At 41.5% G+C, this 13,692-nt stretch carries 9 protein-coding genes; 7 read left to right on the forward strand and 2 right to left on the reverse strand.

Annotation, left to right across the window (positions count from 1 at the left end; genetic code table 11):
* Nucleotides 1-443: 443 nt before the first annotated feature.
* The gene (gene tatC, locus V7K32_RS00860; protein ID WP_334989458.1) at nucleotides 444-1,238 is read right to left on the reverse strand and encodes a twin-arginine translocase subunit TatC; all 795 of its coding nucleotides are present in this window, start codon (nucleotides 1,236-1,238) and stop codon (nucleotides 444-446) included.
* Nucleotides 1,239-1,651: 413 nt separating this feature from the next.
* Between tatC and V7K32_RS00865 the strand changes: the two genes are divergently transcribed.
* The 5 genes from V7K32_RS00865 to V7K32_RS00885 all read left to right on the forward strand — a co-directional run bounded on the left by V7K32_RS00865 (nucleotide 1,652) and on the right by V7K32_RS00885 (nucleotide 9,977).
* Nucleotides 1,652-1,882: a hypothetical protein gene (locus tag V7K32_RS00865; RefSeq protein ID WP_334989460.1), complete on the forward strand. Its 231-nt coding sequence runs from the start codon at nucleotides 1,652-1,654 to the stop codon at nucleotides 1,880-1,882.
* Nucleotides 1,883-1,936: 54 nt separating this feature from the next.
* The gene (locus V7K32_RS00870) at nucleotides 1,937-2,794 is read left to right on the forward strand and encodes an SDR family NAD(P)-dependent oxidoreductase (RefSeq protein ID WP_334989462.1); all 858 of its coding nucleotides are present in this window, start codon (nucleotides 1,937-1,939) and stop codon (nucleotides 2,792-2,794) included.
* Between the two features lie 472 nt (nucleotides 2,795-3,266).
* On the forward strand, nucleotides 3,267-4,604 hold the full coding sequence (locus V7K32_RS00875) for a P-loop NTPase fold protein (protein ID WP_334989463.1): 1,338 nt from the start codon (nucleotides 3,267-3,269) through the stop codon (nucleotides 4,602-4,604).
* On the forward strand, nucleotides 4,574-9,715 hold the full coding sequence (locus V7K32_RS00880) for an nSTAND1 domain-containing NTPase (RefSeq protein WP_334989465.1): 5,142 nt from the start codon (nucleotides 4,574-4,576) through the stop codon (nucleotides 9,713-9,715). The genes V7K32_RS00875 and V7K32_RS00880 overlap by 31 nt, the downstream gene beginning before the upstream one ends.
* Nucleotides 9,716-9,869: 154 nt before the next feature.
* Nucleotides 9,870-9,977, forward strand: coding sequence for a DUF433 domain-containing protein (locus V7K32_RS00885; RefSeq protein WP_334989502.1), 108 nt, complete (start codon nucleotides 9,870-9,872; stop codon nucleotides 9,975-9,977).
* Between the two features lie 378 nt (nucleotides 9,978-10,355).
* Here the strand turns inward: V7K32_RS00885 and V7K32_RS00890 are convergent, their stop codons facing one another.
* On the reverse strand, nucleotides 10,356-11,732 hold the full coding sequence (locus tag V7K32_RS00890; RefSeq protein WP_334989467.1) for an RNA-guided endonuclease InsQ/TnpB family protein: 1,377 nt from the start codon (nucleotides 11,730-11,732) through the stop codon (nucleotides 10,356-10,358).
* Between the two features lie 82 nt (nucleotides 11,733-11,814).
* Here V7K32_RS00890 and tnpA point away from each other — a divergent pair, with 82 nt between their 5' ends.
* Nucleotides 11,815-12,219, forward strand: a complete 405-nt coding sequence (tnpA, locus tag V7K32_RS00895; RefSeq protein ID WP_334989469.1) for an IS200/IS605 family transposase — start codon at nucleotides 11,815-11,817, stop codon at nucleotides 12,217-12,219.
* 492 nt (nucleotides 12,220-12,711) lie between these two features.
* Nucleotides 12,712-13,497: a cupin domain-containing protein gene (locus V7K32_RS00900; RefSeq protein ID WP_334989471.1), complete on the forward strand. Its 786-nt coding sequence runs from the start codon at nucleotides 12,712-12,714 to the stop codon at nucleotides 13,495-13,497.
* Nucleotides 13,498-13,692 lie beyond the last annotated feature (195 nt).

Below are 13,692 nucleotides of genomic sequence, written 5' to 3' on the forward strand. Positions count from 1 at the left end.
CTGAGGCGTTTTTCATCCCCTACCGTCGATGACAGAATGCGGTACTGCGTACCTGTTCTTTAGGGGCTTTCAAACTTCCCAGTATTCCTTGTAACAACAGGTAATGTTTGGCAATTTGGCCGATTGTATCGACAGACACGCCATATTGAGCAAGCAATCAACCTTTATCGTGTTACCGAAGAGTTAGAAATAGTGGTTAGGATCTTACTAACTGCACTCATTAACTAAGTTTAGATTTTTGAGAATTTAAAATTTAAGCAATGCGATCGCCACACAATGCAAGGATTTTAGATTGACCCCAGCAATCAAATCCCTGGCTCTGCCATTTAATTTGAGATTTGAGATTTATTCTCGTTTTTAAATTCCCTTGCTCTCAGACTTTTTTAAATTTGCAATGCAAGAATCTTCAATCCCAAATCCAAAATTTAAAATCCAAAATTCGGTTATTTTCCTGTAAGTTTAACCAGTCCAACACCACCAAAATAAAGCCCTAAAACTGCTCCCGCTAAAAGACTTTGAGTTAAGGGGTCAGTAGAAGGTGTAAGGACGGCTCCTAAAACTACTGCTCCCATAATTACGTAACGCCAACCAGAAACCATTCGTTGAGACGAGACAATGTTCAAATTACCGAGCAACAGTTGGATGATCGGAATTTGAAATGCTAAACCAGTGCTGAATAACAGTAGCAGCACAAATTCAAAATATTTATCAATTGACCAAAGTTGTTCAACAACATCTGCTCCGTAGCTGATGAAAAATTTCAAGGCTGCGGGGATAAGGAGTAAATAGGCAAATACTAACCCCGCCCCAAACAGCACACTCGAACCCAAAACCACAGGCCCCAGTATACGGCGTTCCCGGCGAGTTAGTCCTGGAAGCACAAACTGGATAATTTGGTAAAGAATGAAAGGACTAGTAAGTATGATGCCAGTGTAGGCTGCAACTTTGACGGAGACAAAGAAATATTCTCCAGGTGCAAGTTGGAGAAATTTGACTCCTTGTGCGGGAACCTCAAGTAGCTGAACAATCGGCTTAACGGCAAAGAAACAGCCAATAATACCCACCGCTATGGCAATCAGCGAATAGAAAATGCGCTGCCGCAACTCTTCTAGGTGGTCGAAAAGGGACATTTCAACTTCACCTGGCAACTCATCGAGAGGATCAGTGTCTGAGTTGCCATATTCTTCCGAGTCGATGTTGGGAACGTTTACAGTATCTACGTCTTGTGAAGGCGTCACGTCGCTTCGCTCCGAATTCAAAATTCACTCATTCAAAATTCAAAATTAACAATCCCATAAATAAATTTAGGGGCTTGTATCTTTTTTTTGTCGGTCATCGACCATTTCGGTGACTTGGCACTCTTCATTATTTTATCTGGGGAATGCAGCTAGCAAGATATGTTTTTGAATGCTGTGAGTTTTTTGTCCTGTTTTTTCGGGTTGCATCTGCATAAATTAGTAGTAAGCCATCTTGTAGGCAATGTTTAACTTAAAAAAAGAGTGGAACCGATAATTTAGAAATTACGTCTCTGCGGCTAGTAGCGCTGAGTAAATTGACACAACATCATACAATACTCAGTTTTGGAAATCCGGTTGATTAAGATGGTATCTATACATACATAGCGTAATCGGAAATTTTTAGCTGAGGTGTTATGAATCACACAATTTGCATTGGACTGATGGCATTGCCTGTGTATTTATACAATCTTCAACTAGGCAATACTTATAGTAGTGACGTGTCAATTGTCGAAAACCAGCCTCCGATAATAACTGCTCAAGTCGTTTACAGCACAAATTCTCAGTTAGACAAATTCTTGTGGCAAATATCGGCTAGAGACGACCAAACCGAAGATTGTCTTCGCGCTGGTACTTGCAGAGATTGATACTAATTCGTAATTGGTAATTTCAGTAATTTCATCATAATACGGAGAGAGTTAATGGTTGCAGGAAATCAGCGCACAGTAGTGGTTACAGGAGCATCAACAGGAATTGGTCAGGCGTGTGCTTTGCTTTTAGACCAGTTGGGCTTCTCCGTTTTTGCTGGCGTGCGTCAAGATATTGATGCTCAAACACTTAAACAAAAAGGGTCACAAAGACTCACTCCGATTTTTTTAGATGTTACTGATGCTGAATCGATCGCAGCTGCGGTTGATCAGGTAACAAAGGCAGTCGGTGGTGCGGGGATTTTAGGTTTAGTGAATAATGCCGGAATTGCTGTCCCAGGTCCGTTGGAATTATTAGCGATCGCAGAATTTCAACACCAGATGCAGGTTAATGTTACTGGACAATTAGCAGTGACACAAGCATTTCTTAGTCTATTACGCCAAGATCGGGGTCGAATTGTCAATATGGGTTCCATTTCTGGTAGAAGCCCGACGCCGTTCTTAGGAGGTTACAATGCTTCTAAATTTGCCCTCGTTGCACTCAATGATGTAATGCGGATGGAGTTACGCCCTTGGGGAATCTCGGTTTCAATTATTGAACCTGGTGCGATCGCTACCCCAATCTGGGAAAAGTCCCTAAATCAATCTGAAATAGCACAGCAGGATCTACCCCAAACGGCACAAAATCTCTACGGACAGGCGATGAATATTGTCCGCAAGAAAATGCAGATTCTCGCATCTGGAGGAATTTCTGCGGATATTGTCGCTCAGGCTGTTCTCCATGCGCTGACTGCAAAAAACCCCAAGACACGCTATCTCGTTGGACAAGATGCCAAACTTGGAGCTGTGCTGAAGCATATTTTACCCGATAAGCTGCACGATCGCGTTATTTTATACTCAATGGGTTTGTAAATTACTTCCCGTTTTTCAGAGGTATTTACCCTGAATCCAAAAGCTGTTGTTAACTAAAATCATGGTTTTCATCAACAAAATCATGATTTACCTCAACAAAATCATATTCATTTAGCAAGGAGATTAAGCTCAAAATTGCAGTAACAAAACTCTATATTCAAAAACACTAGAAAATTGTACTTAACAGTACCTTTTTTTGTGTTGGATATTTTTAATATTCATAAGAGTACCTTATTTAAGGTTAAGAATTTTTGCTATTTGTACTTATAGTAGTATTTCTGCTTACTTAAAATCAAATATCAGCATTACAATGTGCTACACATAACTTATATATGAAAAATTATCCTGAATGCTGCTAGTTTAGTTAGTAGTTTAGGTGAGATGTACTTAAATTAAGGAATCAATTCCCTAAAACCAATATATTTAGCTAGTAAATTTTGTCATCCCCATTCTTAAGTGAACTCGATTAGTTATGCTCCTAGATTTAGAAAGATTTTATCAGGCTTGCAATCCGAGCAGACCTCTAGTCATAGGAAATGCCAGCGATCGCAGGTACTATATCGATTTTGCTGCGGTGCGGGGTGGTAAAATCATTGAGGCTTTGCAGCGTACCATCGCTAGAATATCGCCAGATGCCCCAACCTGTCAACTATTTACCGGACATCTCGGTTGTGGAAAATCAACGGAGTTGTTGCGGCTCAAAGCTGAATTAGAAGTAGAGCAATTTCATGTAGTTTACTTTGAGTCTACCCATGTCTTAGAAATGGCAGATGTGGATGTGACTGATATTTTGTTGGCGATCGCAGGCCAAGTGAGTGAAAGCCTAGAAGCAATGAAAATTAGGCTCAAACCTACCTACTTTACCAAATTGTTTGGTGAAATTGTCGATTTTTTGCAAACGCCAATTGACCTTGGGGTAGAAGCAGAATTGTCTGTAGGGATTGCGAAAATTACCGCTAAAACTAAAGAAAGTCCCCAATTGCGGCGGCGGTTAAGAGATTATCTAGAACCGCGAACAGCAAATATTTTACAATCAATTAATCAAGAATTGCTAGAACGTGCCAACAAAGAACTGAAAACCAGAGGTAAAAAAGGACTGGTGGTGATTGTTGATAACTTGGATAGAGTCGCAATTCGACCTTTACCATCGGGGCGATCGCTACCAGAATACTTATTTATTGAGCGCGGTGAACAGTTACGCAAACTAAATTGTCATGTAGTCTACACTATTCCCTTAGCCCTGACTTTCTCCAACGATAGCGCCGAACTTCAGCATCGTTTAGGAGGAGGAGTCGCACCAAAAGTTTTACCGATGATACCTGTACGTTTGCGCTCTGGGGAGATTTTCAGCCAAGGGCTAGGAATGATGCAGCAAATGGTGCTAGCTAGAGCCTTTCCAGACATTCTGCCTAGCGATCGGTTAGGCTTAATTACAGAGGTGTTTGATAGTTTGAAAACCTTAGATCGATTGTGCCTGATTAGTGGTGGTCATGTACGCGACTTGCTAGGGTTGCTGTTTGACTGTCTGCGAGAACAAGATCCACCCTTTGATCGAGATTGTGTCGAGTTGGTGATTCAAAGACAACGGGATTACCGAGCTAACGCCATCGATCCTCATGAGTGGGAATTAATCTTTCAGGTGGTGCAACAGCAGAGAGTTAGAGGTGATATAGAATACCACGCTCTCTTGCGAAGTCTATTTGTATTTGAATACCGCGATCATCAAGGAGCTTGGTTTGCCGTCAATCCAGTTTTAGCAGAGACGGACAAATTTAAATCATGGTTGAAGGACACGCACAAGTTGATATAAGAGCCGCTAACGAGCGTGCTCTACGGAGTTTGGGGAGAGCAATTACCCTTTCTAGCGGTCAATTCTCTCTGGTTTTGGTGTGCTGTAATTATCGAGTTTTGCAAGAGCGAATGCTGCAACGACTCGAAGAACTCTCTTCAGGAGTACACCGAATTCAAAAGGTAGTTCTGTCGCATAATGCTAGAAGCCTTTACACAAGTATTCATTTACAACTGATAACCGAAAAAAATCCGCCATCGGCGTTGATGATTTTGGGTTTAGAGTCAGTAGATGGACTTGACGATCTACTTAGCTCGATCAATCATATTCGTGATGAATTTCGCAAGCGCCACCCATTTCCGATGATTGTGTGGATGAATGAGGAAGTGTTGCAAAAGGTTGTACGTTTAGCGCCAGATTTCGCTAGTTGGGCGGCGACACCAATTAGGTTTGAGATGACAACTGAATCATTGCTGCAATTTTTGCAACAGGAAACTGACTCTTTATTTGCCACGGTGTTACCAACCGATACTGCACAACACCAACCTCCTCAAGTTGCAAAGCATTATTTCACTGTGGAGCAAGTCTGGGAACATAGCTATGAACTCCACTTTGCCATTAGAGAGTTGCACAATCGTGGTATTACCTTAGAGCCAGAATTACACGCTAGTTTAGAATTTGTTTTTGGTCTAGATGATTATATTAGCGATCGCATTCATCCAGCTTTAAACCATTTTCAGCAAAGTTTGCTAGTTTGGCAAAAGTTAGGCGAGATAGAGGATAAGGGAGCAGGGGAAGCAGGGGAAGCATTTTCTTCGCCTACGCCTCCTAATCGCCCATCTCTACTACTTCTGCGACAGGGAGTTTTGCTGTTTTATATTGGGCTGTGTTATTGCCGTTTAGCAGAGCAAAATCAAACAGAAAACCGCCGTCATTGGTACACAGCTAAATCTTATTTTCAGCAGTGCTTGACTATCTTACAGGTGGCTGGTCGTCCAGATATAGTTGCTGGATTTATTAGTCAACTCGCTGAAGTTTTGCAATATCTGCAAGAATGGCAAGAATTGCAGACAGTTGCTCAAAAGTCTCTGGAGTTGCATCAAACTTATGGTAGTCAAATCCAATTAGCTTGTGACTACGGTTTTCTGGCGCAAGTGGCTGTGCAGCAGTCGCGGTGGGTACAGGCGAGTATATTAGCACACGTATCACTGCTGAAATTAGGTGAGGCGCAAAAGCACAATGACCCTTATAACTGTTTGTTTCCATTACTGTTGGGGCAAATTTACTATTTAGTTTTAGCGAAAGCACAGCGAAATTTAGGTGAACAGGAAGTAGCCCGTGAATACTTAGACAAGGCGACAAAAGAACTACCCGCAGCCTTAGAAAGCAGCGCCCATCAATACGATGCCCATCGTTATATTCGCTTATTGCGGACACTGCGATCGCTCTATTTTGAAGAAGGGCGATATCTGGAAGCCTATTACATTCGCCAGAAACGGCGTTCTGTTGAGCAGCAGTACGGCTTTCGGGCTTTTATCGGTGCGGGACGCTTGCAACCGCAAAGACAGGCGACAAACCCAGCATTGATGACACCTTCTGGGAGTAGCAGCGTTGCTTTAGAAATTGCCGCTTCTGGCCGAGAGCGTGATATTAATAACTTAATTGGCAGAATTAGCCGCGCTGATCGAAAATTAACGGTAATTCACGGTCAATCAGGGGTGGGTAAAAGTTCTATCGTAACTGCGGGTTTAGTTCCAGCACTGCAAAATCGCGCTATTGGCGATCAAATAGCTGTACCTGTAGTCCTGCAAGTTTACACCGATTGGGCGCGGGAATTAGAAAAATCTTTAAGTGAGGCGATGTCTAATGACGCATCCCTTGCCATCTACGCTGATATCATGCCAGAAGCAGCCATTGAACCGGAATTGCCCTATGCCACACCTATTGCTATCCTGAGAATTTTACAACAACTAAAAGAAAATGCCGATCGCCATCTGATCACAGTTTTAATTTTTGACCAGTTTGAAGAATTTTTCTTTGGTAATAGCGATCGCAATCAAAAGCAAGAATTTGATAAATTTATTAGCGACTGCCTGAATATACCCTTTGTTAAAGTTATTCTTTCTTTACGAGAAGATTATTTACATCGTTTATTAGACTTTAAACATGTTTCCGCACTAGAAGCGATTAATAATAATATTCTCGACAAGCATATTCGCTACCAGTTAAATAATTTTTCGCCAGAATATGCTAAAGCAATTATCCAAAAATTGACGGAGCGATCGCAGTTTAATTTAGAGCCGGCTTTAATTGATGCCTTAGTCGAAGATTTATCCACAGGATTTGGAGAAGTCCGCCCCATTGAATTGCAAGTTGTAGGAGCGCAAATTCAAGATGAGCGAATTACTACATTAGAAGAATATCAGCCATATAGACCGAACAAACTCATCGAGCGATATCTTAAAGAATTAATTAAAGACTGCGGCCCAGAAAATGAACGAGCCGCGTTACTCGTCTTATATTTATTAACAGATGAAAGTAACAATCGACCTTTTAAAACTCGGGCTGAGTTAGCGGCGCAACTAGCAGAATTAGAAGATGCTAGTAAATTAGAGTTAGTATTAGAGATTTTAGTTAGCTCCGGTTTAGTGGTATTATTCCCTGATGTACCAGAACGCTATCAACTGATTCACGATTATTTAGTAGACTTGATTCGCTACTTGCAACAACAAGAATCGAGCTTACAGGTACAACTTAACCAGCTGCGCTACAAAGTAGAACAGAGTCAAGCTGAGATTGAGCGACTTAAGAGTGAACTTAGCCAAAACGAGCAGCGATCGCAATTGGTAGATCCTCATCCCCAACAGGGTTTGGATTTATTAACAGAATTACGCGAATTACACAAGCGCGAAGAATTAAGTCAGTTAGAAATTGAGCAATTACGAGCTGAACTCAAAGAAAAAGAATTAACAGCAAAACTCGCAGAAAGTCAAAAGAAACAAAGGCTCAGTGAAGCCCAATTAAATCGCTCCTTAAAAATTGCACTTACTGCTTCTATTCTCGCCATATTAGGATTAAGTGTGTCCATCGTCACAGCAGTAGATAGCGAAATTAAAACCCTCAGCGCATCTAGTGAAGCCTTATTTGCATCCCAAAAAGGTATTGATGCTTTAAAAGAAGCTTTAAAAGCAGGGAGAAAATTACAACAAATAATCTGGGTAGATTCCAATACCAAAGAGGAAGTACAGACGGCGCTATATCAAGCCGTTTCTGGGTTAAAAGAATATAACCGTTTGGAAGGGCATATATCTGGGGTAAATAGTGTTACATTTAGCCTCGATCGCTCTTTAATTGCCTCAGCCAGTGCGGATACTACAATCAAACTTTGGCATCCCGATGGTAGCTTGGTCAAAACATTATCGGGGCATAGAGATGTAGTTAATAGCGTCAGTTTCAGCCCCGATAGTCAAATCGTTGCTTCCGCCAGTCAAGATAAGACGGTGAAACTTTGGAGTCGAGATGGTCAACTGCTTGCTACTCTATTAGGGCATCAGGGTGTGGTGAATAGTGCCAGTTTTAGCCCTGATGGTCAGATTATTGCTTCGGCGAGTAGCGACAAGACGGTGAAACTGTGGAGTCGGGATGGTAAACTGCTAAAAAGCTTGCAGGGACATAATAGTGCAGTTTTAAGTCTCGCTTGGTCACCTGATGGACAAACCATTGCTTCCGGGAGTGCTGACAAAACGGTGAAATTGTGGAATCGGGATGGTAAGCTGCTTAAAACCTTGCAAGGACATGATGATGCAGTCTTAAGTGTAGCTTGGTCGTTCGATGGGAAAGCGATCGCTTCTGCTAGTTTAGACCAGACAATCAAACTGTGGAATCTGGAGGGTAAGCTACTGCGAACCTTATCAGGGCATAGTGCTGGAGTTACCAGCGTTACTTTTAGCCGTGATGGGAAAGCGGTAAGCAAAGCCATGCCCTACGGGCTTATCGCTTCTGCAAGTACCGATGAGACAATCAAACTCTGGAGTTCTGAAGGTGTGTTGCTCGAAACCCTGAAGGGGCATAATAATTGGGTGAATAGCGCCAGTTTCAGCCCAGACGGTCGCACCTTGGCTTCTGCAAGCCGGGACAAAACTATTAAACTTTGGCATTTGGACGATGTATTACTGCGAAAGCCCAAAGCCGATAATGATGACTGGGTAACTAGCATCAGTTTTAGCCCAGACGATCGCACCTTAGCAGCAGCAAGTCGAGATAAAACTATAAAACTTTTCAGTCAAGACGGTAAACTACTCCGTACATTCACGGGGCATAAGGGTGAAGTTTGGGGCGTTAGCTTCAGCCGCGATGGTCAAGTAATTGCTTCGGCTAGTAAAGATAAAACAGTGAAGCTTTGGAGTCGTGACGGTAAACTGCTCAACACATTACAGGGTCATAAAGATACCGTCTTGAGTGTAGCTTGGTCACCTAATGGTAAAGTAATTGCCTCGGCTAGTAAAGATAAAACAGTGAAGCTTTGGAGTCGTGACGGTAAACTGCTCAACACTTTGCAGGGACATCAAGATGCGGTGAATTGGGTAAGTTTTAGCCCAGATGGCAAGTTGCTAGCCTCAGCCAGCGATGATAAAACAGTAAAAATTTGGAATTTAGATGGTAAATTGCTATACAACTTAACTGGTCATAGTCGCCGAGTAAATGGGGTTGCTTGGACACCTGATAGTCAAGCGATCGCTTCAGCTAGTATTGATAACACGGTGAAGATTTGGAGCCGGGACGGTCATCTGCTAAATAATCTTACAGGCGATGGTGATAGTTTCATCAGTGTGAGTTTTAGCCCCGATGGCAAGACTCTGGCAGCTAGCAGTGATGACAAAGTAAGAATTTGGAACCGAGAAGGGACGTTACTGATTGCTTTGAAAGGTGATAAGGAAGAGTTAACTAGCGTTAGTTTTAGTAATGATGGCAAGACTCTGGCTGCCGGTAGTGGTAATGGTACAGTGATTTTCCAAAATTTGGCAGATATCCAACTGGAAAAATTGCTTACGCGGGGTTGCAATTTGCTACATGATTATTTGCAGACTAACCAGAAGGTAATAAAAAGCGAACGCGCCTTGTGTTCTAAGTAAGTGGGCGCAACTACGAGCCAAATACAGAGATTTTACTTTTTGTTACATAGTTTGGTTTTATCTTGCCTACCTACTCAGTAGGTGATAGAGAAGAATGATGAAAGGCGTTATATATATTAATTATCTATCCGAAAAATTCTAACTCATCCAGAAAATCGTATCCGATCCAAAAATAATGATGGGTAAACCTGTCATTTCAGCAACTCATATTACAGTTGAATTAATTCTCGAAAAACTTGCTGCGGGTGAAACACCTCTTTAATTCTGCCCTGCGGTACTAGTAGTCTGTCCCAAAAGTTTTCAGAGGTTCGTGGTGTTCAGATCCCCGCAAAATTAATGGGACAGACCACTAGTTAATGCGCGATCGCTCCGACAATGCCAAGAGCGATCGCTAGCTTAACTCAATAGACATCTCCAAAAATTAAATATGCGTAACCTAAAACCCTTGTAGAGACGCGAAATTTCGCGTCAAAACAATTCTTTTTCGGAGATGTCTAATAGACTTTTTGCATGAGTTAGTCTCTGTGTTTGAAATAGAGTTACCTGCAAGCTGCTTTTTAATAAATCTGAACTTGCTCTAAACTCAGATCCAACATGGCTTCCATCCTGTGCTATGGCGATATAACGATATGAACTACCTCTAGCTGGCTTCGCCTGAGCTAGAGGTTTCTACATCCTCTAACCTGTTTTTAGCGAAATTACTTTGAGATTTCTGACGCTTCTTTTCTCCTAGTTGCCTCATACTTCCTGCTGTTTTGCGGGTGCGTGAGGTAGGGCTAGCAAGATCAGCGTCTGCGAGGCTTGTTCCAAACCCCGGTAGAGTGCCTTTAGCCCAATAAAGCATTACTTCGGCAGCAGCGATATCCCTATCCTGACGATAACTACAAACACCGCACTCATGTACTCGAATATCGAGTGTTTTTTTGTGTTGATGTCCACATTTAGGGCAGGTTTGAGAAGGCTTTACTTCGCGCAAAGGAACCTCTACAAATACACCACCAATCTGTTCTATTTTGTATTTGATAGTGCTGCGTAGCATTCCAAATCCGACATCAAGTATTGACTTGTTTAGTCCAGCCTTTTGTTTTTTGCGTTTGCCTTCTTGACGCAGTTGTTCATGGGGGAAACCCCCAAGACCACACTGTGTCGCTTTTTTTGCTTTAGCAGTCATATTTTTAACTTCTAATTTTTCAGTCGCTACCATGCTATTACTGCTGGTTATAAGTGAGGCGACTTGGTGTACCCAATCCTGGCGTTGATTTGCAACCTTGCGGTTAAACTTGCTAACCTTTAATTGAGCTTTTTTGAACCGTCTAGAAGCTTTTATTTTTTTCTTTCTATCTGGCGCACGTTTGCGTCGTTTATCCTTAGATGCTTTTTTGATTAGATGTTCTGCATTCCTCAAAAACTTTGGAGCATCAATCTGTTGATGCTTTTCCCCGTCAGTGATTGATAATGCAGAATTACACCCTAAGTCAATACCAACAGCACCGACAGGTAAAATCTCTACCTGGAGAATTTGGTCTAATACGTTGACAGTAATTGAGGCGTACCATTTGCCATTGCGATAAACGATGGTGCAAGTAGTAGGTTTACCCCAATACAAAGCCAGTCCACGCATCTGAATCTTGCCAATTTTTGAGAGATTCAGATACCCATTTTCACCGTTAGATTCTACCTTAAAACCTGCACAGTCTGGGTAAGTCCACCCTGAATAATGTCTAATTGATTTGAATTTCGGACGCTTGCCTAAACCCTTGAACCAACGCTCAAAGGCAAAATCAACTCGTTTTAGAGTTGCTTGCAGTGCATGGCTGGGGAGTTGCTTGTACTCTATCCAGACTTCTTTGAATGCTGGCAAACAATTCTGCTGCTCGAAGTAATCAACCTTGTGATTATATGTTTTGTATTGGTTAAATCTGTTATTTACTGCGGCGTTGTAGAGGTCTTTATTTAACTTTCGGTGATAGCGCAATATTGATTCAGTTTTCTGATTGGGATATAACCGAAAAGTCATCCTTCTTATTGCCACAGCGCTTTTTTATCTCCTTTTTGTCTGGTATATTAGTTAGAATACATCAGACACGGATATTTGTCAAATGCTACCCCGTAAAGGTTCACACTCAATTTTTTCTATTCACCTACACTTTGTGTTTGTTACCAAATATCGTAAAAAAGTAATTACGTTACCAATGCTGGAAAAGATGCACGAGATATTCGCAAATGTTTGCATTAAAACTAACTGCATTCTGTTAGAGTTCTCTGGTGAGTCAGACCATGTGCATTTATTGGTAGACTATCACCCAGACAATAATATCTCCGACTTTACATCTAGCTTAAAATCTGCAAGCAGCAGAGTTGTCCGTAAAGAGTTTAAAGAGCATATTGACAAGTTTTACTGGAAACATGCATTTTGGTCTAGTTCGTACTATGTAGCATCAAGTGGTGGCGCACCTATTGACAAACTAAAAAAATATATCAAAGAACAAGATGCCCCAACTTAAATATTTATAGATTGGTTATTTCCACTTCGTTTCAATAACCCGCTCCAACCCCTACCCTATGAGTACATTGAGGGTAGGGACTGCCGCGATACGTTCAAAACTAGTAACTCTTTCTAGTAAAGTAAATTACTACCAGAAATTTAATTGATCGGAACTGTGTGTAAATACCGATTTTTTTGATAAGTTATTGTGAAGGGATTTTGAAGAATCAGTAATTGCCGCAAGCATATACATTGACTCATGTAATATGGGTGTATCTACCAATACCTTCACCAAAAAGGAGTATGAACACCTGGGCTAAATACATTTGTGAGGGTTTAAGCAATAACGCTTTTTGTCAATAAGTAGAAATGCTCAGAATATTCTGAATAAGAATGATAATCGTGTGTGGTGAGAAGGAGGCGATAGTCGCTCGCCTCCTTCTCCCCTATAAGCAATAAATCGATTTTTTCCCGCTATTAACTAAAGCAACAAAAATAACACAGACAGAGTATGCAGCACATAACCGAAACGCCATTACAAAAACAAGCCCAAAACATTTCTCTTGAGTCGGAACTATTTAGCATTCCTATGCAGGACTGCCAAAAGTTTTACTGTCAGCGATTCCTAGAGGCGACAAAACTTGACTACACGATGGCGGGTCATCCATCGAGCGGTTATTGGGTTATCAATTCTATCAAAGTTAATCAGAGTGAAAAAGACACGCACTTTCTATTTGTTTCAGAGGGCGAAGTTACCCTCAAGAGCAGTAACGGAGAGTTCTTATTGCGAAAAAACTGCTTTGCAGCAATTCCAGGGAACTTTTCTTTAGATGGTTCAGCCCAAGTGTTAGTGGCAACGCGACTCAACTATACTGGACTTTTCACAATTGGGGGGCCGATTGAACCATTAGGGCGATTGAATTATATTGATGGCTGCTCCTCAACGGTTCTGATTAATCCTTTAAGACGTGGAGAACCCTGCTTGAATTTCCTCTACGTTCCTCCAGGTGTATCGCAAACTCCCCATACTCATCCCTCATTGCGGATTGGGCTTGTCGCCGAGGGTAGTGGAACTTGTCAGGTGGACGAAGGAACGTTCAAAATGGAGGCGGGAACGGTCTTCTGTCTTCCAGAAAACAAGTTACATAGCTTCAGTGCGATTGATAATTCTTTAAGAATCATTATCTATCATCCTGATTCTGATGTAGGCCCAACTGATGATTCCCATACGATGCTAAATAATACTTTTGTTGGAGAAAAGTCAGCCAAAGTTTTGGATGCGATTAGAACCAAATAACCACGCTCATCAGGCTTGCCTTTTCATTCTAGTATTGTAAAGGCAATCTGAGTGTTATTGATAGCAGTTTTCACATCAGTAAATTACAACTTTTATAATAGACATCTCCGAAAAAGAATTGTTTTGACGCGAAATTTCGCGTCTCTACAAGGGTTTAATTTTGCAGATATTTAATTTCCGGAGATGTCTAATGAA

Origin of the sequence: Nostoc sp. (genome assembly GCF_036917635.1) — a bacterium.
Lineage (GTDB): Bacteria > Cyanobacteriota > Cyanobacteriia > Cyanobacteriales > Nostocaceae > Nostoc.

What these genes read in the sequence shown, in the direction of transcription:
- V7K32_RS00865 (WP_334989460.1), top strand. Translation starts at nt 1,652, where the DNA reads ATGAATCACACAATTTGCATTGGACTGATGGCATTGCCTGTGTATTTA.
- V7K32_RS00870 (WP_334989462.1), top strand. Translation starts at nt 1,937, where the DNA reads ATGGTTGCAGGAAATCAGCGCACAGTAGTGGTTACAGGAGCATCAACA.
- V7K32_RS00875 (WP_334989463.1), top strand. Translation starts at nt 3,267, where the DNA reads ATGCTCCTAGATTTAGAAAGATTTTATCAGGCTTGCAATCCGAGCAGA.
- V7K32_RS00880 (WP_334989465.1), top strand. Translation starts at nt 4,574, where the DNA reads ATGGTTGAAGGACACGCACAAGTTGATATAAGAGCCGCTAACGAGCGT.
- V7K32_RS00890 (WP_334989467.1), bottom strand. Translation starts at nt 11,732, where the DNA reads ATGACTTTTCGGTTATATCCCAATCAGAAAACTGAATCAATATTGCGC.
- tnpA (WP_334989469.1), top strand. Translation starts at nt 11,815, where the DNA reads ATGCTACCCCGTAAAGGTTCACACTCAATTTTTTCTATTCACCTACAC.
- V7K32_RS00900 (WP_334989471.1), top strand. Translation starts at nt 12,712, where the DNA reads ATGCAGCACATAACCGAAACGCCATTACAAAAACAAGCCCAAAACATT.